Source organism: Bradyrhizobium sp. WSM4873 (assembly GCF_055811355.1).
Window position 1 is genome coordinate 44,758 of the sequence record NZ_JBVVPS010000017.1, and the last position, 24,123, is coordinate 68,880.

Here is a 24,123-nt window from a genome sequence, read left to right on the forward strand (position 1 = left end):
CCGCGGGTGCCAGCCGGCACCCGGCCTTCCCTGCGCCCTCTTTCAATCGAGGGTGAGGCGACGAAGCAAAGCTCGGGCGAAATGCGCCGCGAGGCTGCGATCCCATGTCGGTTGTCCAACAACGGTCTCGTGCCCCGGACGCAGCGCAGCGCCTCTTGGCGGTGCGCTGCAGAGCCGGGGCCCATGCAACAGCGTGCCGTGGGACCTGCTGGGTCCCGGCTCTGCGCAGCACCGCTACGCGCTGCAGCGCGTCCGGGACACGCGAGCGGCCGCCACCCTTCTTTGCGTGCCGCTCCGCTCTTGTAACAAAACCGTCATGCAGCGAAACTAAACGAACCGGGGGCCGCGGTTGGCGGCCAAGCCGCCTCGCAGGGAGAGATTTTGATGCGCCGTTCACTGGTGTTGCTGTCAGCCGGACTGACAGTGTTGTCCGCCGGACTTTCGACCGGACCTGCCTCCGCCGAGAACAACACGCCCCGTAACCTGATCCTGTTCATTCCGGACGGTCTACGCGCGCTGAAGGTCACACCCGAGACTGCCCCCGCAATGGCCGAAATCCGCGACAAGGGCGTCAATTTCAAGAATTCGCACTCGCTATTCCCGACCTTCACCATGGCCAACGGCTCGGCGATGTCGACCGGCCATTATCTCGGCGACACCGGCGTGTTCTCCAACACGATCTGGACCAACTATACCTCGGTGCCCGCCGGCGAGACCGTCGTCCCCTTCATCGAGAACGACGCCGTGCTCGGCGACATCGACGAGCATTTCAAGGGCGACTATCTCAATGAAGACACGATCCTGAAGCTGGCCCGCGACAAGGGCTACAGCACCGCCGCGCTCGGCAAGCATGGGCCGACCTATCAGTTCGACCACACCGACAAGCCCGAAAAGGCCGGCCTGCATTCGGTCGTGTTCGACGATGCCGGCGGCAAAAATGGCGTGGCGCTGTCGGACGAGGTCAAGGCCGCTCTCACCAAGGCCGGCCTGCCCCTCGCAACGCCGCCGCGTGGCGACAACTCCAAGGCGGGCGATGCCAAGACGCCGGGCACCACGGTCGCCAATGTCGCGCAGCAGGCCTATTTCGCCGACGTCGCGGCCAAGGTCGTGCTGCCGATGTTCAAGGCGCGCAACAAGCCGTTCGTGCTGGTGTTCTGGTCGCGCGACCCGGACGGCAGTCAGCACAACACCGGCGACAGCCTCAACCAGATCATGCCCGGCATCAACGGGCCGACCTCGATGGCCGGCATCAAGAATGCCGACAACAACCTCGCCCAGCTCCGCAAGGCGCTGGACGAGCTCGGCCTTGCCGCCAACACCAACATCATGGTCCAGGCCGACCACGGCTTCTCGACCATCTCCAAGGAAAGCAAAACCAGCCCCTCGGCCAAGCTCAGCTATGACGACACGCCGAAGGACTTTTTGCCAATGGGCTTTCTGGCGCTCGACCTTGCCAAGGCGCTCGACCTGCCGCTGTTCGATCCCAACGACAAGAACGCCAAGGTCGAGGGCAACAAGCATCCCAAGGCCGGCAACGGCGTGCTCGGCAAGGATCCGGAAAAGCCCGATCTCGTCGTCGCCACCAATGGCGGCTCCGACCTGATCTATTTGCCGAACAAGGACAAGAAGCTGGCGGCCAGGACCATCAAGACGCTGCTCGAGCAAGACTACGTCTCGGGCCTGTTCGTCGACGACTCGCTAGGCCGCTTCCCCGGCACCCTGCCGCTGTCGAGCATCAATCTGCGCGGCAAGGCGGCGACGCCGACGCCGGCGATCGTCGTCAACTTCCGCTCCTACGCCAGCGATTGCGGCGAGGCGCCGACCAACTGCTCGGTGCAGGTCGCCGACACCGTGCTGCGCCAGGGCCAGGGCATGCATGGCAGCTTCAGCCGCGGCGACACCATGAACTTCATGGCCGCGATCGGGCCGGACTTCAAAGCCGGCTATGTCAGCGATATTCCGGTCAGCAATGCCGATGTCGGCATGACCGCCGCCCAGCTGCTCGGCCTGCGCGCATCGCAGAACGGCGGCCTCCTCGGCCGCGTGATGTCGGAAGCGTTGCCCAATGGCATCGTGCCGAAGGCGTACAAGGGGGTCGAGAAGTCGAAGAAGTCCGAGAACGGCCTGCAGACCGTGCTGAACTTCCAGCGCGTCGGCAGCCAGCGCTATTTCGACACTGCCGGCTTCCCGGGCCGCACGCTTGGGCTGGAGCCGGACGCCGGCAAACAAAAAACGGCGGGGAAATAACCCCGCCGTTCAAATGCGTCCTCGTGAGAGGCGCAGAATCTTACATGCCCAAAATCTTACATGCCTATGTCGAACACGTTCGGCAGCTGGCCCGCCAGAGGCAGCGCGGTGGCGCCCAGGAAGGTCGCCACCATCGCCATCAGGCGACGGTTGTTGTGGCGTTTGCCGCGCATCTGGCCGGCGATCCACTCGAGCATTTCGCTGTTGACCTTGGAGGCATAGGACGGCGCCCAGCTCTCGATGTCGGACTCGGCCGACAGCGCCACGCTACGCGGCGGCACCTTCAGGCCAGACGCGCTGGCGGCATAGTGGGCCACAGCCTTAGCAAGCAAATCGTCGAACCGGCCGCCATCGGTGCGCTCGGTTGCGGCTTCATTGATCTCGAACAGCACTTCGGCCTCAGTGCGGCTGATCGGCTGGTCGTTGACGGCTGTGGCGGTCAGGATGCGGGCGCACCAGGCGGTGTCATCGGCATCGAGCGAGCGGGAGAAGTGCACCCTTCCCTTGGTGGTCGGGCCTTCGCCCGTGATCACGCCGTCGCGCACGATGGTCAGTGCATGGGCCGAGGTATCGCGGCAGGACGGTTCGAGGCAGGACGGTTCGAGGGACGGCGACTCAACAGACTTATGCGCAGCGGCAGACATAGTTCACTTCCAGATTTCTTCTGATCGGCCAGCATTTTCATGCCGGCGTAAAGGGGTGGTTAATGATTCGGTACGGGGATCGCGACTTTTCTCAATGGTTGCCAATTGGTCGCTGTCAGGACCAGTTTGGTTCTGGCAAGCGCCGGGCGAGCGTGATGGGGGTCATAAAAGGCTTTCTCGGGGCAATCGCGCCCGTATAGCCCCGGTGGAGATGTTTCGCCGCAGGCGCGGCTGTAACAAAAAGGTGCTAGGAAATCAGGCCTTCGAAGAAGGAATTCACATTTTACTTGAAGCGGTTCAGTTAGCGTTCACTTGAGGTCGTGGAGCCCCTATACTGGCCCCGACGGTCAAAGATGAATTCATAAGCAAATTCAATAGCATGAGGTAGAACCATGACGCTTCCGATCGGCACCACCGCCCCCGACTTCGAAGCCGAGACCACCGAAGGGAAGATCAAGTTCCACGACTGGATCGGCAATAGCTGGGCGCTGCTGTTCTCGCACCCCAAGGACTTCACGCCGGTTTGCACGACCGAGCTCGGCGCGCTCGCCAAGCTGAAGCCGGAATTCGACAAGCGCGGCGTCAAGCTGATGGGCCTCTCGGTTGATCCGGTCGACCGCCATGCCAAATGGTCCGAGGACATCAAGGAGACGCAAGGCGCGGCCCCGAACTATCCGATGATCGGCGACACCGATTACAACGTCTCCAAGCTGTACGGCATGCTGCCGGCCGCCATCTCGGGCGATCCCCTCACCCGCACCGCCGCCGACAACCAGACCGTCCGCAACGTCTTCGTCATCGGGCCGGACAAGAAGATCAAGCTGGTGCTGGTCTATCCGATGACGACGGGCCGGAACTTCCAGGAGATCCTCCGCGTGATCGACTCGCTCCAGCTCACCGCCAAGCACCGGGTCGCAACCCCGGCCGACTGGTCGCAGGGTGACGACGTCATCATCGCGGGCTCGGTCTCCAATGACGAGGCCAAGACGATCTACCCGCAAGGCTGGAAGGAGCCGAAGCCCTACATCCGGATCGTGCCGCAGCCGAAATAACCCAACTGTCATTCCGGGCGATGCGTCAGCGCCGCCCGGGATGACGATGTTAGCTCTTACGCCGCGCGCACGCGTTCGAGGAAGCCCTCGACCTCGGCCTTCAGATGCAGGCTCTCGCCCGACAACGCCTGGGCGGAGGCAAACATCCGGCTGGACGTCTCACCCGTCTCGTTCGCACCCTCGGCGGCCTGACGGACGTTGACGGCGACATCGGCCGTGCCCGATACCGCCGCGCGAACACTGGCGACGATGTTTTGGGTCGCGCTCTTCTGCTGCTCGACCGCAGCCGAAATCGAGCCGGCGATGCCGCTGATGCGCTCGATGGTCTGGCTGATCGCCTTGATGGCGACAACCGATTCCTCGGTCGCAAGCTGCATGCTGGCGATCTGGTTCGAGATCTCGTCGGTCGCCTTGGCGGTCTGGCCGGCGAGCGTCTTGACCTCCTGGGCCACCACCGCAAAACCGCGGCCGGCATCGCCCGCGCGCGCGGCCTCGATGGTCGCGTTCAGTGCCAGCAGGTTGGTCTGCTCGGCGATCGAGGTGATCAGCTTGACGACATCGCCGATGCGCGCGCCCGCCTCGGAGAGCTGCGCGATGCGCTGATCGGTCGCCTCGGCCTGCCGCACGGCCTCAGCGGAAATGACGTTCGATTCCTGCACGCGCCGGGTGATTTCAGAGATCGATTGAGACAGCTCGTCCGAGGCCGACGCCGCCGAACGCACGTGCTCGGAGGCGTTTTCGGAAGCTCCGGCCGAGCGCGCCGACAGATCGGCGGTCGAGCGCGCGGCGTCGGTGAGCTGCCGCGCAGTCCGCTCGAATTCGCCTGACGATGTCAGCACCTTGTCGAGAATGCCGCCGACACCGCCGCGGAACTCTTCGACGAAATTGCGCAGGTCGGATTTGCGCTGCTCGGCGGCTGCAGCCGAAGCGGCCGCCTGCTCGCCGCGCATCCGCGCCCGCTCCTGCGAATTGCTCCTGAACACCGCGACCGTGCGGGCGATCTCGCCGATCTCGTCGCCTCGATCCTCGCAATCGATCTCGACGTCGCTCTGCCCTTCGGCGAGCGCGGTCAGCGAGCGCGTCACGGAGGTGAGCGGCTTGGTGACGCGGCGGACGACCAGCAAGGTCAGGACCAGCACCAACAGCGCGGCGAGCCCGGCGGCGATCGCCATGCTTTCGATCGTGTGGGCCAGCATGCTCTCGAACTGGGCCATCGGGATGCCGACATAGAGGATGCCGGCGACCTTGCCGCTGGCGTCGGCGATCGGGAAATAGGCGGTCATGAAGGTCTTGCCGAACAGCGTGGCCGGGCCCTTGTAGGCCTCGCCACGACGCAGCAGCGCCTGCGCCGGATGATCGGCGGCAAGCTGGGTCCCGACGGCGCGGTCGCCATTTTCCTTCTTCACGTTGGTCGAGCGCCGCACGAACTGCCCGCTCGCATCGTCGAATACGAACAGGGTGGCGTTGCCGCCGACATAGGACACCGCGCGATCGACGATGGCGTGATCCCTAAATTCCGGCATCTTGGGAATCTCGGCGCGCGCGACCGCGCCATCCCGCATCGTGATCTTCGCATCCGGAACGATTTCGGCAAAGGCCAGCGCCAGCGTGCGCAAACTCACTTCGATGTCGCGGAGCGCACGATCGTTGAAAGCGGAGCTGAGCGACCAATAGCCGGCGCCGACCACGAGCGCCGTATTCATGGCGATCAGCAGCACCGCGCAGAGGAGCGCCTTGGTGCCAAGTTTGAATTGCGGCAGAAACTTCGCCGTTGCAAGGTCGGACATGAATGGAATGACTCCTGTAATTCCTGCATATTCATGCAATCGGCTTACGGTCACATTAACGGCGGTTCCAATCGACGCCCCGCGACATGCTTTCGAAATTGTTAACGAGGACATCCTGACCACGCCCAGAACTACGCAAAGGACTACGCCAAGCGCTCCGCCCATCATCGTCTGGTTTCGCGATGACCTCCGCCTGTCCGACCATCCCGCTCTCCACGCTGCCGCCAAGGCGGCTGTGAAGACCGGCGCGCCGGTGATCTGCCTCTATGTGCTCGACGACGCGGCCGGGCGAGCGCCGGGCGCCGCGGCTCGCTGGTGGCTGGCGCAGTCGCTGCGGGCGCTCGGCGCCGAGATTGCTACCCGCGGCGGATCTCTGATCCTGCGCAAGGGGCCGGCGGTCAGGGTGATCGCGGAGGTGGTCCGCGACAGCGAAGCCCGCACCGTCTACTGGAACGGCATCGCACAGGCGCCGCATCAGGCGATCGAGCGGCAGCTCGAAGCAGCGCTGGCAAAGCTCGGCGTGGACTCGCAAAGTTTCCCGGGCGACTTGCTCGTCCCGCCCGCGGCAATCCGCAACAAGGAAGGCCGCGGCTTGCGCGTGTTCACACCATTCTGGCGGCGCGTGCTGGCGCTCGGCGATCCGCCGAAGCCCCTGCCGGCACCGAAGGAGCTGCGTCCGGCGCCGACGGTCGCCAGCGACGCGCTGGAGACCTGGAAGCTCGAGCCCGGCAAGCCCGACTGGGCCGGCGGCCTGCGCGAGACATGGACCCCCGGCGAATCCTCCGCCCGCGCCCGCCTGCGCGACTTTCTCAAGCACACCGCACGCGGCTATGTCGGCGACCGCGACCACCCGGACCGGGAGGGCACCTCACATTTGTCACCGCATTTGAGGTTCGGCGAGCTCAGCCCGCGCCAGGTCTGGCACGCCGCGCGGTTCGCCGCGGCAGAAAATCCCGCGATCGGATCCGGCATCGACAAGTTCCTGAGCGAGCTCGGCTGGCGTGAGTTCTGCCGGCACCTGCTGCACGACCATCCCAACCTTGCCACCGAAAACCTGCAAACGAATTTCGACGGCTTCCCATGGAAGCCCGACGCCAAGGCGCTCGCCGCCTGGCAGCACGGCCGCACCGGCTATCCCATCGTCGACGCCGGCCTGCGCGAGCTCTGGCACACTGGCGTGATGCACAACCGGGTGCGAATGGTCGTCGCCTCGTTCCTGGTCAAGCACCTCCTGATCGACTGGCGCGCCGGCGAGAGCTGGTTTTGGGACACGCTGGTCGATGCGGATGCCGGCAGCAATCCCGCCAACTGGCAGTGGGTCGCCGGCTGCGGCGCCGACGCGGCGCCCTATTTCCGCGTGTTCAATCCGGTGCTCCAGGGCGAGAAGTTCGACCCGGATGGAGCCTATGTGCGACGGTGGGTGCCCGAGTTGAAGGATGCGCCAGCCAAGCTCATCCACCAGCCCTGGCAGACGACGCCGATCGAGCTTGCGAGCGCCGGCGTCACGCTCGGCAAGAGCTATCCGCAGCCGATCGTCGATCATGCCAAGGGACGAGAGCGCGCGCTCGCCGCCTACGCAAAGATCCGCAAAGGTTGAGCGTTGCTTTGACACAATTATGAAACGCGCTATCGTCATCGCTCCATGCAAACCGTGGGGGACGATATGGACGACGACAAGCCGATCACCGAACAGGCGATGGACACGATCACCACCGCCGTGGAAGCGACCAAGGACGCCGCTGTCACTGCGGTGAAGAAGGTCAGGAAAGCCGCCAAGAAGGCCGCGAAGAAAGTAGCGCCGAAGAAGGCTTCCAAGAAGAAAGCCAAAAAGGCTGCGAAGAAGGCTCCGAAGAAAACTTCGAAGAAGGCGGCCAAGAAGAGTTCGAAGAAAGCTGCAAAGAAGTCGTCGAAGAAGGCGGCCAAGAAAACAGCAAAGAAGGCCACCAAGAAAGCTGCCAAGTCGAAAAAGAAGGCCAAGCGCTGATCGCAACGCTGAAGTCTCCGGGGGCGGACGCGCCCGGAGACGGCTCCAGCGATACCCTACCCTCGCCGCTTGGCTGCGCGCCGGCCCGGGTGATGCTCGCCTTGCGGATCGCGAAATTCGCTGCGATGGCCGCGCCGGTCCTCGGCGTTGAAGCGCCGCCGTTTCTCGGGTGAGCCGAACTGCTTGATCAATCTCCTGCCGTTCACCTTCTTGATGACGTGGCCGCCCTCGGTCATCGAGAACGGCTCCTTGAGCGATCCAATGTGGTCGAACTTCGTGCCGCGGGGATGCTTGAAGGGTTCGAACCAGGAGGGATAGACGAAGTTCGACATCGGGAAGCCGATGACGACGAAGGCGTCCTCTTCGACTGCGTCGCAGACCTCGTAGGCATATTGGGTGTGCCGGGTCTTGTCGGCCCAGAGATTGGCCATGGGGTCGAGCACCGTCTCGAACAGCTCAATGCGAGGCTGCCACGCTGACGGGCTCGTCGCCCAGCGCCTTGACGAAGATCTTCGAGATCGGCTGTCCCCGATGCGTCAATTCATGCCGCCCGAGGAAATTCTTGTGGGTCGCATCGTTGAAATAGACCAGCTGCCAGTCGGCGGGCTTCGGCTTGCGGGTAACGTCGAGATCGACGGGGTAGGCCCAGACCGGCAGGAAGTGCTCGTCATAGCATTTCTACAGCGCGGCCGTGAGCCGCGCCATCATCCGCTCGCTCATCATCTCCTCTGCATAATTGATGCAGGCAATGCGGACTGGCTTCAGAGATCTGCCGAGCGGTGCACGACGCGCTTTCTTCATGGAAATCACCACGTGAAAGGAGGCTGAAATGCCCCAAGCCTAACACCAACACCCCACACGTCAGGGATGTATTCCGGCGGCCCGGCTCGCCGATCCTAAAAGCGTCGGTTGACCACGAACACCGCGGCTGCGCACATCACCATGCCCGTGATCGCCAGCGCATCGAGCATTTCTCCGAACAGCAGATAAGCCATCAGCGCCGTCACGGCGGGCACCAGATAGAACAGGCTTGCAACAGACGTGGCGGCGGCGTGGCGGATCAGCCAGTACAGCAGCCCGATCGACCCGATCGAAAGCGCCACGGCGAGCCAGGCCAGCGCGAGCATGAACTCGCGCGTCCAGTGCACCACGCGGTCCTCGAACAGGAACGCGCCGATCGCGAAGAAGATCGTGACGGACACGTACTGCACGAGATTGCCGGCGCGCCAGTCGATGTGGTTGCAGTAGCGGCGCTGATAGAGCGTGCCGAGCGTGATGCTGATCAGCGAGACCACGGAGGCGAGCCAGCCGAGCCCGGCTTCGCCGGTCATGGGACGGCCGTGCAGGATCAGCACCACGCCGCCGAGGCCAAGCACGAGCCCCGCCCATTGCACCGGCGTCACCTTCTCCCCGAGCCATCGGTTGGCGATGGTCGAGGTCAGGATCGGCTGGAGGCCCGGAATGAGCGCGGAGAGCCCGGCCGGAATCGAGTGAGCAATCGCGATAGCGGTGCCGCCGAGATAGAAGCCATGGACGAGAATGCCGGCGACCGCGCTGTGCGCGATGCCGATACGGTCCGGCCATTTCGGTCGCGCAATCGCGACGATGATTGCCATCAGACCAACCACGAACGCCATGCGGATGGCGAGGTAGGTCAAGGGATCGGCATTGTTGACGACGTATTTGGTGCCGATGAAGCCCGTGCTCCAGAGCAGGACGAACAGGATCGGCGCGGCACGGGCGGTCAGGGCTTCTTGATTATGGTTCATTGCCGCCCTCATTGCCCCACCGGGGGCCAATGCGGCAATGCGAATTTCGGCCAGTGCCGTCCGGACGATGCTGCGCTGCGATGGACCGGACGGCTCAGCCGCTCACCATTCGTCCGGACAGGGATCGATGATCTTCCAGAGCTCGACGCCGTTCTTGATCTTTTTCATGTCGGTGGTGAGCCCGCCATTGCGGCGGATCCAGTCCTTCACCGTGTCGGGGTAGTAGGCCATCAGGTCGGACGTCCCCTCCGCGCTGGTGACCTTGATGCCGAAGGTGAAGGCCTTGTCGTAGTAGGCCTGGTGGAAGCCGAGGCTGGCGCGCGGCGTCACGCAGATCTTGTTCATCGGCACGATGCCGAGCACCAGGGTGCAGGCCGAGTTGCAGATGCCGTCGATGATGACGCGCTCGCCCTTCTCGCGGACGCGCTTGTACTTGGCCTTGTACTCCTCGACATAGCCGCCGTGGTCGCGGGTGATGTGCAGTTCGGCCCGCGCCGGCGCGGCGGCGACGACCGAGAGCAACAGCAGGCTCAGAAGCGTGATGCGCATGGCGAGGTGACGGCGAAAGCCTTCAGGAATGGACCGGCCTATGGACCCCACGAAGCCGGCAACAGGAGTCTTGAGCTAATTCTCTTTGGTCACACTTGTGTGGGGAATTCGTTAAGCATCTCGAAAAGGCCAAAAATGGGCAAGTCTGGGCCACAGAACCGGCAATTCTGTCACACCCACCCGGAAATCTGCCGGATTGGCCCCGGTTTCCGGGCTGCAGACGGGTGTTCCGGCCGCTCGAACTGGCTATAAACGGCTGACCTATTCGTGCGGGTTCCGGAGATTCGAGATGAGCAAGTTGAAGCTTGTAGCCGCGATTGCTGCCCTGTCGGCCGCAATCCTTGCCCCTAGCCTCGCAGAGGCGCGGGGACATCACCGGTATCACCGCCACTACACGAACCCGCTGCCCTACCCGATCAGCTATCTGCACAATTACGGGCCCGGCATCACGCCCGGGACGTTCGCCTTTTACGACGGCCCATCGACCAACCATTGCTACCAGAGCGCAGCCGCCTATGTCGGCCAGGACCGCCGCCGGCACCCCTGCTTCTGAGGGGCGCAGGCGCGTCCTCTGCGGGAGGGGCGGCTATTTGGCGGTGCCCGACAGCAGCAATTGCTTCTCGATCTCGTAGACCGGCAGTTTGACGAGGTCCTTGCCGACCTCGCCCTGGAGAGCCTTGCGCACCACGTCCGAATAATCGGCGCGGATCATCCCAAGCGCTCGCGGCGAGGCCACCATGGTCAAGGCCGAGGTCTCGCCTGAGCTGACGGCGGCATTGAGCCGTCCGGCCAGGCCGCGCAGGAAGGCGCGCTCGGCCTCGTCGTGCCAATCCGTCTGCTCCACCGAGCTGCGCGTGCCGGCCGCGCCATGAAGCCTGCCCGGCGCGTCGGTCCCTTGCGCACCGGTCGAGGGATTGGGCTGCTCGTGCACCTCCCTGGTGTGGAGGTTCGGAAACATCCCGTCGCCGAGGTTTTCCAGAATGAGCGCCTTGCGCCCGTCGCACACGACCAGCCAGTCACCCTTGTCGATTCTCATTTTGTCCATTGCACAGCTCCAAAGCGACCTCGCGAGCCTGCTCTTCGAAATGCTCGAAAGGCTGGCCACGACGCCAAGCTTAGGGACGAAGCTGCACCGATGAGTTGCGCGGGATCAAGGATGGCGGCCATGTCCTGCGGAGCGCAACGCAAGCACAGCATTGGTCAAGAGCGCGAACCTGCGATAGTCTGGCGGAGCTAAAGGTCAGGCCTGCGGCGGGCTGGCTGAAGACCTGTTCATCAGCATTACATTTCGGTCCCGCCACAATTTGATCAGAACAAACTTCGATATCCCTGTATTGCGTAAGCGGAGAAAGACATCATGAAGCTTAGAATTGGCCTCGTCGCCGCGACCCTGCTGGGTGCGTTGGTCGCATCACCGGCGGCGTCCGCCATGCCCATCGCGCCTGCTCCTGCGACGCCGCAGGTTTCCGACGTCGAGCAGGTCCGCATGGTCTGTGACGCGTGGGGACGCTGTTTCTGGCGTCCGAACTACTATGGATATTACGCGCCGCGGCCCTACTACGGTCCCCGATATGCACCGCGCTTTTATGGCGGCCCTCGCTATTACGGACCTCGCTACCGCCGCTGGTGATTCTAAAGGGGCCCTCCGGGGCCCCTTCGCTTTTTGCGAGATCAAGGATGCTGGTCTGGAGTCATTCCAAAACTGATCTAGATCAAAGACGAAATCCGCGACGCCGTCATTCTCCGACGATGGTCGATTTGATCGTTTTTCGATGTCCCCAGACGGGCATGAACGTGCAGACACATCTTGAGAAGCAACAGAGACAGGAGGCCCAGAGCTTTGCCTCCTTCGCCTGTCCCGCCTGCACGCGGCTGCATTTCATCGACCTCGCTTCCGGCCAGCCGATGACTCGGGACCGTTGACGGCGACATCGATCCGCCGGGCTCATGCCATGATGTCCGCAATACTACGGCCCGGAATCCGGTTTACTGAAGCACGATGTTTCGCCATTGATGGCGATGTACTGACGTTCATTTGATTGTCACATTGCGACAGCGGGCCATACGCATGTTGTTCGACGCCCTCGCCCCATCCTCGGCGCTTCAATTGATTGGCTTTGCCGACGTCGATGCGTTTCGGCCGATCGAGTCGATGGAGGATGCGAGAAGCATTCCGCTCGACGTCCGGAGTTTCGCAGCGGCTCGCGCTGTCGTCTCCCTGCCCGGCTGCCGCATCGTCATGATGCGCTCGTTCGCGCGCATCCTCGACGCCGCCTATCGGATGCCCGGCGGGATGGTGATCCTGCCCATGACGGACGACCTTCAGGTCAATTCCAAGGGCATGGATCTGGACGCGCGTTTCTTCATCGCGCTCCGAGGCAGCGATGAATGCCATTTCGTCGAGCGCCGGACCAATCATCATGCGATGATCATCTTCTCACTCGGCCTGAGTGACCGGGGCTGGTTCGATCAGGCGGACGAGTTGCGGGCCTATAGCGCGAACCGCCCCGCTTTGCTTCACATACGCCAGCTCCTGTTCGACATTCTGCGTACCGCGTCGGTGCAGCCGGCCCTGTTCGAAACGACCGAGGTCGCCGCCCATCTCCAGGAAGGCCTGCTGCTCGCGCTCGACGATCTGTTTCGCATCGATTCGCTCTCGGACCGGAGTGCCTCCGTCCAGGGCGAGCGGTCGATCAAACTTGTGCAACGGATCGACGATTACGTCGCAGCACATCCGACTGCTCCGATCTATACCGCCGATCTCGCCGGCGAGTTTGGCGTCTCGATCCGGACGCTCGGCGGCGCCGTCAGCAAAGTGCGTGGCATGAGCCTGCACCAGTACATTCGCCTGAAAAAATTGTGGGCGACCCGGTCTCGCCTTCTCAAGGGCAGCGGCGCCACCGTCGCCACATGCGCGCGCGCCCAAGGCTTTCACCATTTGGGGGAGTTTTCCGCAGCTTACCGCGCGATCTTCCACGAAGCGCCGTCCGACACGCTGGCACGAGGCCGGCAAGCCGGTCCGACGGCTGGCTGACGGGGGCAGGCCGCCGCGGCGGTCGTCGTTGTGAGCGGAACATATCCGGAAGTGGCGCGCTCGGAGAGATTCGAACTCCCGACCCTCGGAATCGAAATCCGATGCTCTATCCAGCTGAGCTACGAGCGCCCTGGCCCCGACATTGGGCCGCAGCCGACACGCCTCAGATCGCTGCTGGCGAGCCAGCAGGCCGGACGACGTTCGGATGGGTTCGAATTAGCAGAGAGACCGGCCAATAAAAAGCCCTTCCCGCCCCGATTCGAGAGGGGGGCGGACCTGATCTTACCAAGTGCTGTTGAAGAAGCCGAAATGCGGCTGCTGGGCCATCACCATCATCGGGCGACCTTGCTGCGGCACCGGATGCGTCCTGGCGAGCTTGCGCTTGGGCTGCTGCGTCTGGCTCTGAGGGGGCTGAGCCTGAGGAAGCTGGGCCTGCGCCTGAATCTGCGTCTTGGCTTCGGTCTTCTTGGCCGCAGCGGTATCGGCCTTCGCGGCCGGCGTGAATTGAGCGAACGTCTCGCGGACCCGCGCCTTGGCTGATATCTCGGCCAAAGCCGGTGACATGCCCTCCACGGCCGGCTGGGGAGCCGCGACTGCGGCGATCCTCACCGCAGGGGCGGCAAGCGTCGGCTGACTGGTGTCGAGCACAATTCGCTCCGGCAGGTGGCGATCGGACCGGATCCGGATCAACGGCTGCTCGTTGCTTGCTGTTGCGATAGCCTGCGTCACAGGCGAAGTCGGCAGAACGTAGTTCGCCGCGAACAGCAGTGCCAGCAAGGCTCCACCGACAAAGAAGAAATACCGAAAGATGGGCATTGGCCACGCTCCGCCCCCCGCATCCCCGCGTGGGCTCTCCACCTTAACAGGCGATCATTTAATTGGTTCCTGGCCCAGCCGTTCGGTTCAAATGGCGACGCCAAGTTTCTTGGCCAAGTCCCCGGGACAGTAACTTTTCCGCTATCAGGCAATGCCGGCCTTATGTCCGACGTGCTGCCACAAGCGAACACTTTGCCTGATCGGCATTCACGTTGACGAAGCCGACGGGAATGCGCGCAAAAGTCTTGCGGCTCTTCATGCCGACCGTATCAGCCAGAACGCGGCTGCGGTCGGTGAGATGACTACCATCGCGCCGCGCAAAAGCGCAGACGATCTCGACATCCTTGACGGCATAGTCGTTGTCGTTGCGCAGCGTGAGCGTCACCAGCGCCTTGGAGCCAAGGCCGCCGCGGCGCCAGGTCTGGGATGAAATCCTGATCCGACCGAGTTCTGCCATTGTCGGAATCTGAGCTTCGGATGGCGACGACACGGCGGCCACATCGCGCGAAGGAGCCGTCTCGACGGCTGCCACGTCAGACCTCACCGGTTCGGCACTGTTGCCTCTGGAAACAGGGAGCAGCATCCAGGTGCCGCAACCGACGATGATGGCCGCCAACAGCCACAGCAGGCCTCGCCCAAATGAAACGCTCGCGATCGTCACCGCCCACACCAGTCGTTCGCCGGTCCCGGCGAAACGCCCTAACCCGATGCGGTCAAACCCAGCGTTCATGGCTGCCTCACCGATCCCCGCGGAAACACGTTCGACAACGGATTCGGCCACTGCTTACCTTAATCCGGAAGACGAACTAAGGTTCCCGCGCAGCTGTCGAGTCGGCAAGAGCGGTGGCGGTCACCGGCCGAGGCCGCTAACATGCGCTGCAACATCAAGACCCGTCGGGAGAACATGAAATGCCAGTCGTCACTTGGGATCACGTCCATCTGCGCAGCCCTGATCCGGAGGCCACGGCGGCCTGGCTGCGGGACATCCTTGGGGGCGAGATCGTGCAAGCACCCGGGCGGATCGACGTGAACCTTGGAGGCGCAAGGATCTTCATCGCGCCACTCGAGGGCGACAACGCGGTCAACCCGCCGCCGCCGCACCCGCATCAGGGCCTCGACCATTTCGGTCTCACGGTGAAGGACATCGACGCCGTCGCCGCCGAGATCAAGGCCAAGGGCGTCACCTTCACGCGCGAACCGACCACGATCCGCCCCGGCGTGCGCATCTGCTTCATCCGCGGCCCCGAAGGCATCTCCATCGAGCTGCTCGAGCGCGACAAGAAATATACCTGATACCGCGCGAGCCGCATCGGCTCACCGGTCATGTGCCGCCCGGTGCGCCTAAGTCATGCTACCGGGCATGAAGCAGCGGATGGCGACGCCCATGTAGCCGTAGATCGGCCAGACCATGGTGCGCCCCACCCGGTTCGGCTCCGAGATCACGGCCTCCTCGGGCACCTCCACCCAGACGAGCTCCTGCGGCCGGCCGTCGATCACGTAGCCATAGCGCGGGACGCGGACCCGATAGTGCCCGTCCTTGCTGTCCCAGTCGGTATCCGAGAGCGCCGAGCCGTCTGCGTCGGAGCAGCAAGGCCCCTTGCCGCTTCGCAGTCCGTCGAACCAGGCCTTCAATTCGGCATTGGTGTTGACGAATTGGCCGCGGTCGCGCGCGTGCCCGATCGGGGCTGCGAGTGCTATCAGGGCCAGGACGCAAGCGAGGCTCGCCACGCTTCGCCAGCGTGCCGCGCCGCCAATCCGCCGTTTTCGTGTTTCGCAAATCGTGGGACGCACACTGTACAGACGCGGCTTCTCGCCGCCGGAATCGATCCAGTTGCTCACGTTTGTCTTGCTCCAGCACCCCGCGGCCAGTGCAACAATGGTTATGCATTTCGCGGGCCAACTTGATTCGCAACGACTGGCCTCGCTTCATGATCAGACGGTCATGGCGGTGTCATAGACAAGCCGGGACAACTACGGCTCACGGGCAGGCTCGCAAGGCCGGCGGCCAAACTCCCGCGTTGCGTGGGCGCATGCCCTTTGGCATAAATGCCCTACCGGTTACGCCATTGGGCGATGGCGGCCGGCCTCGGGACGTTATGAAGAACGGCCTCTATTCGATTCACGTGAACCTGCTCGATGGTCGGGTCGGCAAGGGCAGCGGCGTGATTCTTTTTCGCGACGGCAAGATTCTTGGCGGCGATGCCTACCTCTATTACACCGGCAGCTACACGGTGAAGGACAACACCTTCAAGGGCGAGGTGCTGGTCCAGCGTCACACCTCGCCGCGGGGTGACGACAATCCGCTGTTCGGCGGGCCTGCCGCGGTCGGCATCGGCGTCAGCGGCACCTTCACGGAGACGCGCGGGGACATGACGGGCACCGCGCTGGTCGGCAAGGCCAGCCAGATTTTCGGCGCAACGCTGCACAAGCTTGCGGAGGCCGACTAGAGCTTCGGTTCTGATTGAATCAGAACTGAATCTCTCAATTGTTGTTTCGACGGGTTTTCTTCACGCGGACCGGCATCTAGTTCGCTCGAAAATGCTCGAGCTATTCCGCGGCCTGCTCGAGCGGCGCCACGCGCGGCAGGATGATCTGGATGCGTGTGCCGCTGCCCGGTTCGGAATCCAGATCGAGCCGTCCGCCGAGCCTGTTCGTGACGATGCTGTAGACGATGTGCAGCCCGAGACCGGTGCCGCCCTGGTCGCGGCGCGTCGTGAAGAACGGATCGAAGGCACGGCGACGGACGTCGAGCGACATGCCGCAACCATTGTCAGAGAAGATGATCTCGACATTGTCCTTGCCGGACTCGCGCACCTGGATGTCGATGGTCCCCGGCCGGCCGTCCGGGAAGGCGTGCGCCACCGCGTTGAGAAACAGATTGGTCAGCACCTGGCCGTACGGTCCGGGATAGCTGTTCATGGTCAGATCAGGCTGGCACTCGACGTTGAGTGTCAGATTGTGCTTGCGCAGGCCCGGCCGCAGACTCATCACCACCTGCTCGGTGAGGTCACCGAGATCGAAGCTGCGCTGGTCCGAATAGTTGCGGTCGGCGGCGACCTGCTTGAACGACTGGATCAGCTCGGCGGCGCGGTTGAGATTGGAGACGAGCTGCGAGGACGCATCGCGGCTGGTGTGGAGGAAGTCGTTGAGCGCGGAGCGGCGCAGCTCGCCACGCTCGACCTCGGCGGTGAACATCGCGGTCTTGCGCTCCAGCGCGGAGGCGACCGTGAGGCTGATGCCGACGGGATTGTTGACTTCGTGCGCGACGCCGGCGACGAGGCGCCCGAGCGCCGCCAGCTTCTCCGCCTCGATCAGCGAGGCCTGGGTCTCGCGCAGATTGCGCAGCGCGGTCTCGGCGGATTCCTTGGCTTTCCGCATCTCCTGCTCGCCGCGCTTGCGCTCGCCGATGTCGAGCGCCACGGTGACGATCCGCTCGATCTCGCCTTCGGCATCGAGCAGCGGCAGCTTGTTGACGAGCCATTGCCGCATGTGGCCGGAAGAATCAATGTACTCCTCTTCGTAGAAGCCGAGACCTTTTCGCAGCGTCAGCACGCGCTTGTCGCTCTCGTCGGACTTGGCCGCGCCGTAGCGAGACATCAGGTCGGCCGTGGTGCGGCCGAGCGCATCGCCGGGCTCGATTCCGAAGATGCCGGCCATGTAGCGGTTCATCAGCACGTAGCGCAGGTCGCGGTCCTTGACGTTGATGACCGCGGGCACGGTGTCGATGACCTGCTGGAGCAGGCGCCGTCCTTCAGCGATGGCGTCTTCCGCGCGCTTCTGGTCGGTGATGTCGCGCAGCGTGCCCTCGTAGCGGACGATGTTGCCGGCGTCGTCGCGGACGCCGGTGGCACTGTCGGACAGCCACAGGATGTCGCCGCCGCGCTGACGCACCTGGTACTCGAACTCGCGCACCATGCCGTCGCGTGCCATCAGCCGCTGATATTCGACGCGCGCCTCGGGATTGACGTAGATGGTGTGGGCGATGTCGTTGATGCTGTCGATCAGCTGCTGCGGGCTATCGTAGCCCATCATCCGCGCCAGCGCCGGATTGGCGTTGAGGAGGTCGCCGGCAGGCGTCGTGACATAGATGCCGTCGACCGAGCCCTCGAACAGTTTCCGATAGCTCTCTTCGGCGAGGCGCTGCTCGGTCAGTGCGCGCACCGCCGCCTCGCGCGCCGTGTCGGCCTCTTCCAGCGCGCGGCGGAACACTTCGGCTGCCCGCGCAATGTCGCCGATCTCATTGTCGAGGTCGGCGGACGGGATCGAGGTGTTCTTCTCGCCGGCTGCGAGCGCGCGGATCGACCGCGCGATCTGGGCGAGCGGACGGACCGTCCGCCGCACCACGAAACCGGCCGCGAGAATGCCGATCAGCACGCCGATGGTACCGAGCACGATGCTCTGCCAGCGCGCCTCCGTCAGCGTGCGGGCGAAGTCGCGCGACAGCACGTGGCCGCGCCGGGCGCTGACCTCGCGCAGCAATTCGGTGACGCGGCCGATCAGCCGGCCCTCGGTTCCCAGCACCTCGCGGTCAATGTCGGCGATCTGCCGTTCGCGGACCGCGACCGCGATGATCGCCTCGGCGTAGTCGTTGACGGCCGATCTGAGCTTGGGATCAGCGACGCCCATCGCGCGCATGCTCTGCGCCGCCTGCTCGGCCGCGGACGGGTTGCGCGCAAGCAAACCGAGCGCGATCCGGCTCTGCGCTTCCGACAGGCGGGACGCCAGCTCGCGGTCCGCGGTGCCGGAGACAGCCGCGTCGAACTGGTCGCGAAGCGGCGGCAGGCCGGCAAGCAGCTGGGCGCGGCGGTCGATCAGCGTCGAGATCCGCTCCAGCCCGCTGCGATAGGTGGCAAGCCGCTCGCTGACGCCGTCGATCATATCCTGCTGCTCGGGCACGAGCTCGATGCGGGTCTTCTTCAGGATGTCGCTGAGCGTCGAGGCCGCCTCGCCCACCTGCTTGAACTGGATGCCAGCGCCGGGGTCGGTGACGAAGTCGCGCGCGGCGAGCCGCAGCTCGTTCATGCGGCGGTCGATGTCCTCGGCGAGATCACCGACGCTCTGCAGCCGCTGCAGCTCGGCAAAGGTCGTGTCGATGTGCCGGATCGCGATCACGCTCGCGGTCGAGGTGACGATGATCACCGCCAGCACCAGAAGGAAGCTGCCGAACGTGAGCTGGCCGATGGAGAGCGAGAATGTTCGCTTTTTCTCAGGGGTCGGCGTCAATTCGGCGGACATTGGTGATGTGAGGACCGGGCTATTGGAGCTCCAATATACGACGTATTGCGGTCCCGGGGGAACATGCGTCTGGCCGCCGAATATCCTTAATATTGAAGCCCTGCCGCCCTCCTTGGCCCCGGCTTTATGACGTTTTGACGCCGGCCGGCCGCCGGGCCGGGATGGTCATGGCGGCGACGCCGAGGACGACGCAGGCAAGGCCGATCCAGGCGGTCCGGCTCAGGCTCTCGCCGAGGAAGGCGACGCTGATGGCAACCCCGATCGGCACGCGGAGATAGGCCTGCGCGGTGGTGCCGACCGAGCCCAGGGTCTGGATCAGGCGGAAATAGATCGCGAAGGCCGCGGCGGTCGAGAAGGTCGCCAGCGCGACCAGCGCCAGCACGGAACTCAGCGAGGGCGACAGCGTCCAGGGCTGCTCGACGATCAGCGAAGCCGGGATCAGCGCCGCCGCCCCCGCCAGCAGCGAGCCGGCCGCGGGCGCCATGGGATCGAGGCCCTTGAAGCCGCGACCGAAGATGGCGGCGCAGGCGTAGCAGATGGTGGCGGCAACGATGGCGGCCTCCGCGACGAGGCCGCTTCCGACATCATGGAACGCATCGACGCCGACGATCAGCAGGATGCCGGCCATGCCGGCAACGACGCCGACCAGCTTGCGCGGTGTCGTCGCCTCGTGACGCGTCACGACCGCCGTGAGCAGGAAGGTGAAGATCGGGCCTGCCGAGTTGAGGATGGTCGCGAGCGCGGCACCGACGTGGCGTTCGCCCCAGGCGATCAACGTCCAGGGGATCACGCTGTTGAGCACGGCCTGGAAGGCAAAGCGTTGCCAGGTCGCGGCATCCGTCGGCATCCTGATGCCCCGCGCCCACATGATCGCGAGCAGCAGCAGGCCCGCGATCGTGGTGCGCGCCGCGATCAGCGTGATCGGCGGAATGGTGGCGACGCCGAGCTTGATGAAGGTGTAGGAGCCGCCCCAGAGCGTTGCGAGTGCGAGCAGCAGCGCAAGCTCGACGGCGATGTTGTTGTCCTGCCGGTCGTCCATGTCGCGCGCTCCGCCCCGTCGTCAGGGACGGAACCTAGCGCGTCTGCCCTCGTCAATAGTTCGTTTTGTATCGAAGTGTCCTAGCCGATCGCTCCGACCTCGAACACGTCGCCGTCATAGCCGGCCTCGCGGGGAATGCGGAGCTGACGGCCGGTTTCGGTCTTGGTCATGACAGGCATCACCGTCACGACGGACATCCCGCGGGCGTGGTCGAGCGCGGCGCTCACGCTACCCTGCTTGGCAAGCCGGATCAGATTGCGCGTGGTCGGGAACGGCAGCTTGAAGCGGCCGCTCTCGCCGCCCTCCACCGCCTCGCGCGGCGAGACCCAGATCGAGTCGGTGGACTCCCTGCCGTCATGGGCGCCGAGCTGGTCGGGCGGTGCCGCCGCAAGGAAGAACCAGGTGTCGAAACGTTTTGGCATGCCCTCCGGCGTAATCCAGTGCGCGTAAGGCACGAGCGTATCGAGCGCGAGCTGGAGGCCGTTATCGGCCAGAATGCTCAGGAAGCTGATCTTGTGCTCGTTGAGCGCCACGCGATGCGCATCGGCGATTTCGCCGGCGCGCTTGGCGTCAACAGGGCTGCCTGAATCCTTCGAGCGCGCCAGCAGGATGCCGCTTTCCTCAAAGGTCTCGCGGATCGCGGCGATCCGAAATCCGCGGTCGGCTTCGCTCAAGCCCTCGCCTCCCGAATACAGGTCGGAGCGCTTGACGATCTCCTGATCGCCGGCATCGACGCTGCCGCCGGGAAACACCAGCGCGCCCGAATTGAACTCGATCTGATGATGGCGGACCATCATGAAGACTTCAATTTCGTCGCGGCTCTTGCCGTCGACCTTCACGCCGTCGCGCAGCAGGAGGATCGTCGACGCAGGGCGTGATGCTGATGCCTCGGCCATTCGACTAACCTGCCGCGCTGGATTGCGGACCGAGATTGGCGCGCTTGTCGATTCGGGCGACGCGCGACAGCAGGTACTCGACCTCTGCCTTCGCCGCAGGCGTAATGGTGGCGCCGGGCTTGCGCTGGGCGCTGGAGGCGATGATGCCGCGCTTCTGCAGCACGTATTTGCGCACGGCGAGGCCCGCGCCCGGCTGCTGCTCGTAGCGGATCAGCGGCAGATGTGCGTCGAACAGATCATGGGCGGCGTCGCGCTTGCCTTCCTTCGAAAGGCGCACGACGTCGATCAGAAGCTCGGGAAAGGCGTAGCCCGTCATGGCGCCGTCGGCGCCGCGCTCCATCTCGAAGTCGAGAAAGAGCCCGCCATTGCCGCAGAGGATCGAGAGCGGCCGCAGCGAGCCGTCCTTCTGGAAATTGCGCAGCGTCGAGATCTTTTCCAGCCCCGGCCAGTCCTCGTGCTTGAGCATGACGCAGTTCGGATTGTCCATGACGATCTTGCGGATCACGGCAGGGGTGAACACCACCGACAAGGTCAGCGGATAGTCCTGGAGCACCCAGGGCACGTCGGGGCCGATCGCCTCGGCCGCCTGCTTGTAATAACCGATGATCTGGTCGTCGGTCCTCAACGACGGCGGCGGCGCGATCATCACACCGGCTGCACCGGCCTCCATCGATGCCTTCGCCAGCGAGCGCATGGTGGCAAAACCCGGCGCGGAGACGCCGACGATCACCTGCATTGTCTTGGCGCGCTTGACGAAGCGTACCGCTACCCGCTCGGCCTCGGCGGCATCGAGCTTCGGCGCCTCACCGAGGATGCCCAGCACCGTGACGCCGTCGCAGCCGACCTCCTCGTAGAAATCGGTCAGGCGGTCGATGGAGCGCTCGTCGATCCGGCCGTCATCGTGGAACGGCGTCGGCGCGATTGCGAAGGTGCCCTTGGCGTCGGCGGTGAGTTTCATTGGGTCTCTCTTCCTCGGTCATTCCGGGGCGTGCAAAGCACGAGCCCGGAATCCATTTATCTGCTGCGCGTGCTGTACCATGGATCCCGGGCTCACGCTTCGTGTGCCCCGGGATGACGGCCTGTCAAAACCGCCGCGCCCCCATCTTGATCTGCTCTTCGGAGAAGAAGATCTCCTTGGCATGATCGGCGATGTCCTGGGCCTTCCAGGCCGTGTGCGGCGGCTTCCAGCCGTCCATTTCCATCATCCGCATTTCGCGCACGCCGCGGGGCCCGGACACGCCCAGCACCTTGCCGGTCTGGTCGCCCGACAAGTCGCTGACCATGTATAGCACGGCCGGCGCGATGCCGTCCGGCCCCAGCGCCGCACCGGGGTTCTCCTTATAGCGGGGCAGGTCTGCGGTCATGCGGGTCAGCGCGCCCGGCGCAAGCGTCCAGATCCGGATGTTGTATTTGCGCCCCTCGATCGCCAGCACGTTGGACAGGCCCCAGATGCCGCCCTTGGCCGCGCCGTAATTGCTCTGGCCGAAATTGCCGATCAGGCCCGAGGTCGAGGAGGTGTTGACGATGACGCCGCCGCCGTTTTCCCGCATCCAGCGAAACACCGGCATGGTGCAACAAAAGGTGCCCTTCAGATGCACCTTGATGACCTTGTCCCAGTCGGACTCAGAGGCCTTGGCGAAGGTCTGGTCGCGCAGAATGCCGGCATTGTTGACGAGGATGTCGGCACGGCCGAAATGCTTGATGGCGTCGTCGAACACCGACTGGCCGCCTTCCATGGTGGAGATGTCGGCGCCGTTGGCGACCGCCTTGCCGCCCTCGGCCTTGATCGCGTCCACCACGAGCTGCGCCATCGATGTGTCGGCGCCGGTGCCGTCACGAGGTCCGCCGAGGTCGTTGACGACGACGGAGGCCCCTTCCCGCGCGAACAGCTTTGCGTAGGCCTCACCGAGCCCCCCGCCCGCGCCGGTGATCAGCGCAACCTTGCCGTCGAGTAATCCCATGGTGGCGTCTCCCTGGTTTTGTTTTTCTTACCTCGCCCCGCTTGCGGGGAGAGGTCGGATCGCCCTTGCGATCCGGGTGAGGGGGTACAGGTCTCAACACCGTCTTGGCTCGCGGTGAGAGCCCCTCACCCCACCCTCTCCCCGCAAGAGCGGGGCGAGGGAGTGAAACGCCGGTGCCCGACTAACCCAGCACCGTCTTGCCGTTCTTGATCACGGTGACGCCGCGCGACTTCACCTTGGCTTCGAACGAGATCACGCTGCCGTCCTTCCAGAGGTCCATGGTCACGGTCTCGCCGGGATAGACCGGCGAGGAGAACCGCGCGACGTGCTGGCGGAAGGCGGAGGCGTCGTAGTCGGCATAGGTCTGCAGCACGCCGCGGCAGGTGATGCCGTAGGTGCACATGCCGTGCAGGATCGGACGCGGGAAGCCGGCCTTCTTTGCGAACTCGGGATCGGAGTGCAGCGGGTTGCGGTCGCCGCACAGACGATAGACGAGCGCCTGATCGGGGCGCGTGACGATGTCGATGGTCGTGTCGGGCGCGCGCGACGGGATCTTGTGCGGATCGGGCTGGGTCAGGTTCGGCCCGCCAAAGCCGCCATCGCCGCGGGCGAAGCGCGAAGCGACCAGCGTCGCAAGCTTCTCGCCCTTCTCGTTCTTGAGCACGGTCTGGTGGCTGATGACGACGCCCTTGTCCTTGCCCTTGTCGTAGACTTCGACGACGGAGGAGTCGGCGGTGATGTGCGCGGCGACCGGCAGCGGCTGGTGGAAGGTGATATCGCGCTCGCCGTCCACCACCATCACGCGGTTGAGGTTCATCTCGCCGGGCCCCGCGCCCCATGCCGCGACGGAGGCGAAGGTCGGCACCACCTTGAGCGGCCGCGGCGACAGCGTGCCCTCGTTGACGAAGGCGAGCTCGTTTTCGTCCATCGGATCGGCGCCGAGGCCGATACCGTAGGCATAGAGCATCACTTCACGGTCGGTGTAGGCATATTTCTGGCCGAGGTTCTTGAGGCCTTTGAGTTCGTCGTATCTGGCGGACATTTTATTGTTACTCCCCGGATTCTTATGCGCCGCTGCCAGTCGAAGTGCCCTCTCCCCTTGTGGGAGAG

23 protein-coding genes, 1 tRNA gene and 1 pseudogene are annotated in these 24,123 nt (G+C 64.4%); 9 read left to right on the top strand and 16 right to left on the bottom strand.

The window, feature by feature from the left end:
* The first annotated feature begins 384 nt into the window (after window positions 1-384).
* Window positions 385-2,247 (top strand): alkaline phosphatase family protein, encoded by a 1,863-nt coding sequence (locus tag AC0L21_RS22030; RefSeq protein ID WP_473263914.1) that lies wholly within the window; start codon window positions 385-387, stop codon window positions 2,245-2,247.
* A gap of 56 nt (window positions 2,248-2,303) precedes the next feature.
* Here AC0L21_RS22030 and AC0L21_RS22035 read toward each other — a convergent pair whose 3' ends face one another.
* Window positions 2,304-2,891, bottom strand: coding sequence for a hypothetical protein (locus tag AC0L21_RS22035; protein ID WP_473263915.1), 588 nt, complete (start codon window positions 2,889-2,891; stop codon window positions 2,304-2,306).
* Between the two features lie 392 nt (window positions 2,892-3,283).
* On the opposite strand from AC0L21_RS22035, the gene AC0L21_RS22040 reads away from it, so the two are divergent.
* Window positions 3,284-3,943, top strand: a complete 660-nt coding sequence (locus AC0L21_RS22040) for a peroxiredoxin (RefSeq protein ID WP_212092146.1) — start codon at window positions 3,284-3,286, stop codon at window positions 3,941-3,943.
* A gap of 56 nt (window positions 3,944-3,999) precedes the next feature.
* On the opposite strand, the gene AC0L21_RS22045 is transcribed toward AC0L21_RS22040, so the two are convergent.
* On the bottom strand, window positions 4,000-5,730 hold the full coding sequence (locus tag AC0L21_RS22045) for a methyl-accepting chemotaxis protein (RefSeq protein WP_473263916.1): 1,731 nt from the start codon (window positions 5,728-5,730) through the stop codon (window positions 4,000-4,002).
* Between the two features lie 193 nt (window positions 5,731-5,923).
* On the opposite strand from AC0L21_RS22045, the gene AC0L21_RS22050 reads away from it, so the two are divergent.
* Window positions 5,924-7,327, top strand: a complete 1,404-nt coding sequence (locus AC0L21_RS22050) for a cryptochrome/photolyase family protein (protein WP_473264021.1) — start codon at window positions 5,924-5,926, stop codon at window positions 7,325-7,327.
* A 66-nt stretch (window positions 7,328-7,393) separates the two neighbouring features.
* A complete protein-coding gene (locus AC0L21_RS22055; RefSeq protein WP_473263917.1) occupies window positions 7,394-7,714 on the top strand; it encodes a histone in 321 nt (106 codons plus the stop codon).
* A 56-nt stretch (window positions 7,715-7,770) separates the two neighbouring features.
* Here the strand turns inward: AC0L21_RS22055 and AC0L21_RS22060 are convergent.
* The 3 genes and pseudogenes from AC0L21_RS22060 to AC0L21_RS22070 form a co-directional block, all read right to left on the bottom strand.
* Window positions 7,771-8,515: pseudogene (locus tag AC0L21_RS22060) on the bottom strand (hypothetical protein).
* A 95-nt stretch (window positions 8,516-8,610) separates the two neighbouring features.
* Complete coding sequence (locus AC0L21_RS22065) at window positions 8,611-9,483, bottom strand: DMT family transporter (RefSeq protein WP_473263918.1); 873 nt, start codon at window positions 9,481-9,483, stop codon at window positions 8,611-8,613.
* A 102-nt stretch (window positions 9,484-9,585) separates the two neighbouring features.
* Window positions 9,586-10,032: a hypothetical protein gene (locus AC0L21_RS22070; protein WP_473263919.1), complete on the bottom strand. Its 447-nt coding sequence runs from the start codon at window positions 10,030-10,032 to the stop codon at window positions 9,586-9,588.
* Between the two features lie 289 nt (window positions 10,033-10,321).
* Here AC0L21_RS22070 and AC0L21_RS22075 point away from each other — a divergent pair, with 289 nt between their 5' ends.
* Complete coding sequence (locus AC0L21_RS22075; RefSeq protein WP_473263920.1) at window positions 10,322-10,585, top strand: hypothetical protein; 264 nt, start codon at window positions 10,322-10,324, stop codon at window positions 10,583-10,585.
* 33 nt (window positions 10,586-10,618) lie between these two features.
* Here AC0L21_RS22075 and AC0L21_RS22080 read toward each other — a convergent pair whose 3' ends face one another.
* Entirely contained in the window at window positions 10,619-11,077 is a 459-nt protein-coding gene (locus AC0L21_RS22080; protein ID WP_473263921.1) for a host attachment protein, read from the bottom strand.
* 312 nt (window positions 11,078-11,389) lie between these two features.
* Between AC0L21_RS22080 and AC0L21_RS22085 the strand changes: the two genes are divergently transcribed.
* Both AC0L21_RS22085 and AC0L21_RS22090 read left to right on the top strand, forming a co-directional pair.
* A complete protein-coding gene (locus AC0L21_RS22085; RefSeq protein ID WP_084462300.1) occupies window positions 11,390-11,662 on the top strand; it encodes a hypothetical protein in 273 nt (90 codons plus the stop codon).
* Between the two features lie 438 nt (window positions 11,663-12,100).
* Window positions 12,101-13,066: an AraC family transcriptional regulator gene (locus AC0L21_RS22090; protein WP_473263922.1), complete on the top strand. Its 966-nt coding sequence runs from the start codon at window positions 12,101-12,103 to the stop codon at window positions 13,064-13,066.
* A 52-nt stretch (window positions 13,067-13,118) separates the two neighbouring features.
* On the opposite strand, the gene AC0L21_RS22095 is transcribed toward AC0L21_RS22090, so the two are convergent.
* The 3 genes from AC0L21_RS22095 to AC0L21_RS22105 all read right to left on the bottom strand — a co-directional run bounded on the left by AC0L21_RS22095 (window position 13,119) and on the right by AC0L21_RS22105 (window position 14,612).
* A tRNA-Arg gene (locus tag AC0L21_RS22095) sits at window positions 13,119-13,195 on the bottom strand.
* A 153-nt stretch (window positions 13,196-13,348) separates the two neighbouring features.
* Window positions 13,349-13,882: a hypothetical protein gene (locus AC0L21_RS22100; RefSeq protein WP_473263923.1), complete on the bottom strand. Its 534-nt coding sequence runs from the start codon at window positions 13,880-13,882 to the stop codon at window positions 13,349-13,351.
* A 160-nt stretch (window positions 13,883-14,042) separates the two neighbouring features.
* Window positions 14,043-14,612 (bottom strand): hypothetical protein, encoded by a 570-nt coding sequence (locus AC0L21_RS22105; protein WP_473264022.1) that lies wholly within the window; start codon window positions 14,610-14,612, stop codon window positions 14,043-14,045.
* A 179-nt stretch (window positions 14,613-14,791) separates the two neighbouring features.
* Between AC0L21_RS22105 and AC0L21_RS22110 the strand changes: the two genes are divergently transcribed.
* A complete protein-coding gene (locus tag AC0L21_RS22110) occupies window positions 14,792-15,175 on the top strand; it encodes a VOC family protein (protein WP_007603095.1) in 384 nt (127 codons plus the stop codon).
* A 48-nt stretch (window positions 15,176-15,223) separates the two neighbouring features.
* Here AC0L21_RS22110 and AC0L21_RS22115 read toward each other — a convergent pair whose 3' ends face one another.
* Window positions 15,224-15,721, bottom strand: a complete 498-nt coding sequence (locus tag AC0L21_RS22115; RefSeq protein WP_473263924.1) for a hypothetical protein — start codon at window positions 15,719-15,721, stop codon at window positions 15,224-15,226.
* 257 nt (window positions 15,722-15,978) lie between these two features.
* Between AC0L21_RS22115 and AC0L21_RS22120 the strand changes: the two genes are divergently transcribed.
* Window positions 15,979-16,329 carry a GrlR family regulatory protein gene (locus tag AC0L21_RS22120; RefSeq protein ID WP_007603093.1) on the top strand — a complete coding sequence of 117 codons (351 nt, stop codon included), beginning with the start codon at window positions 15,979-15,981 and terminating at the stop codon, window positions 16,327-16,329.
* Between the two features lie 100 nt (window positions 16,330-16,429).
* Here the strand turns inward: AC0L21_RS22120 and AC0L21_RS22125 are convergent, their stop codons facing one another.
* The 6 genes from AC0L21_RS22125 to AC0L21_RS22150 all read right to left on the bottom strand — a co-directional run bounded on the left by AC0L21_RS22125 (window position 16,430) and on the right by AC0L21_RS22150 (window position 24,055).
* The gene (locus AC0L21_RS22125) at window positions 16,430-19,117 is read right to left on the bottom strand and encodes a PAS domain S-box protein (protein ID WP_473263925.1); all 2,688 of its coding nucleotides are present in this window, start codon (window positions 19,115-19,117) and stop codon (window positions 16,430-16,432) included.
* A gap of 124 nt (window positions 19,118-19,241) precedes the next feature.
* Complete coding sequence (locus AC0L21_RS22130; protein ID WP_473263926.1) at window positions 19,242-20,156, bottom strand: DMT family transporter; 915 nt, start codon at window positions 20,154-20,156, stop codon at window positions 19,242-19,244.
* A gap of 80 nt (window positions 20,157-20,236) precedes the next feature.
* Window positions 20,237-21,052 (bottom strand): NUDIX hydrolase, encoded by an 816-nt coding sequence (locus AC0L21_RS22135; RefSeq protein ID WP_473263927.1) that lies wholly within the window; start codon window positions 21,050-21,052, stop codon window positions 20,237-20,239.
* Between the two features lie 4 nt (window positions 21,053-21,056).
* Entirely contained in the window at window positions 21,057-22,010 is a 954-nt protein-coding gene (locus tag AC0L21_RS22140; RefSeq protein ID WP_473263928.1) for a dihydrodipicolinate synthase family protein, read from the bottom strand.
* A 124-nt stretch (window positions 22,011-22,134) separates the two neighbouring features.
* The gene (locus AC0L21_RS22145) at window positions 22,135-23,013 is read right to left on the bottom strand and encodes an SDR family oxidoreductase (protein ID WP_473263929.1); all 879 of its coding nucleotides are present in this window, start codon (window positions 23,011-23,013) and stop codon (window positions 22,135-22,137) included.
* 181 nt (window positions 23,014-23,194) lie between these two features.
* On the bottom strand, window positions 23,195-24,055 hold the full coding sequence (locus tag AC0L21_RS22150; protein ID WP_473263930.1) for a MaoC family dehydratase: 861 nt from the start codon (window positions 24,053-24,055) through the stop codon (window positions 23,195-23,197).
* Window positions 24,056-24,123: the final 68 nt, after the last annotated feature.

Bases quoted from the DNA above. Each gene is read 5' to 3' on its own strand.
- AC0L21_RS22030 (WP_473263914.1), top strand. From the start codon at position 385: ATGCGCCGTTCACTGGTGTTGCTGTCAGCCGGACTGACAGTGTTGTCC.
- AC0L21_RS22035 (WP_473263915.1), bottom strand. From the start codon at position 2,891: ATGTCTGCCGCTGCGCATAAGTCTGTTGAGTCGCCGTCCCTCGAACCG.
- AC0L21_RS22040 (WP_212092146.1), top strand. From the start codon at position 3,284: ATGACGCTTCCGATCGGCACCACCGCCCCCGACTTCGAAGCCGAGACC.
- AC0L21_RS22045 (WP_473263916.1), bottom strand. From the start codon at position 5,730: ATGTCCGACCTTGCAACGGCGAAGTTTCTGCCGCAATTCAAACTTGGC.
- AC0L21_RS22055 (WP_473263917.1), top strand. From the start codon at position 7,394: ATGGACGACGACAAGCCGATCACCGAACAGGCGATGGACACGATCACC.
- AC0L21_RS22065 (WP_473263918.1), bottom strand. From the start codon at position 9,483: ATGAACCATAATCAAGAAGCCCTGACCGCCCGTGCCGCGCCGATCCTG.
- AC0L21_RS22070 (WP_473263919.1), bottom strand. From the start codon at position 10,032: ATGCGCATCACGCTTCTGAGCCTGCTGTTGCTCTCGGTCGTCGCCGCC.
- AC0L21_RS22075 (WP_473263920.1), top strand. From the start codon at position 10,322: ATGAGCAAGTTGAAGCTTGTAGCCGCGATTGCTGCCCTGTCGGCCGCA.
- AC0L21_RS22080 (WP_473263921.1), bottom strand. From the start codon at position 11,077: ATGGACAAAATGAGAATCGACAAGGGTGACTGGCTGGTCGTGTGCGAC.
- AC0L21_RS22085 (WP_084462300.1), top strand. From the start codon at position 11,390: ATGAAGCTTAGAATTGGCCTCGTCGCCGCGACCCTGCTGGGTGCGTTG.
- AC0L21_RS22090 (WP_473263922.1), top strand. From the start codon at position 12,101: ATGTTGTTCGACGCCCTCGCCCCATCCTCGGCGCTTCAATTGATTGGC.
- AC0L21_RS22100 (WP_473263923.1), bottom strand. From the start codon at position 13,882: ATGCCCATCTTTCGGTATTTCTTCTTTGTCGGTGGAGCCTTGCTGGCA.
- AC0L21_RS22105 (WP_473264022.1), bottom strand. From the start codon at position 14,612: ATGAACGCTGGGTTTGACCGCATCGGGTTAGGGCGTTTCGCCGGGACC.
- AC0L21_RS22110 (WP_007603095.1), top strand. From the start codon at position 14,792: ATGCCAGTCGTCACTTGGGATCACGTCCATCTGCGCAGCCCTGATCCG.
- AC0L21_RS22120 (WP_007603093.1), top strand. From the start codon at position 15,979: ATGAAGAACGGCCTCTATTCGATTCACGTGAACCTGCTCGATGGTCGG.
- AC0L21_RS22125 (WP_473263925.1), bottom strand. From the start codon at position 19,117: ATGTCCGCCGAATTGACGCCGACCCCTGAGAAAAAGCGAACATTCTCG.
- AC0L21_RS22130 (WP_473263926.1), bottom strand. From the start codon at position 20,156: ATGGACGACCGGCAGGACAACAACATCGCCGTCGAGCTTGCGCTGCTG.
- AC0L21_RS22135 (WP_473263927.1), bottom strand. From the start codon at position 21,052: ATGGCCGAGGCATCAGCATCACGCCCTGCGTCGACGATCCTCCTGCTG.
- AC0L21_RS22140 (WP_473263928.1), bottom strand. From the start codon at position 22,010: ATGAAACTCACCGCCGACGCCAAGGGCACCTTCGCAATCGCGCCGACG.
- AC0L21_RS22145 (WP_473263929.1), bottom strand. From the start codon at position 23,013: ATGGGATTACTCGACGGCAAGGTTGCGCTGATCACCGGCGCGGGCGGG.
- AC0L21_RS22150 (WP_473263930.1), bottom strand. From the start codon at position 24,055: ATGTCCGCCAGATACGACGAACTCAAAGGCCTCAAGAACCTCGGCCAG.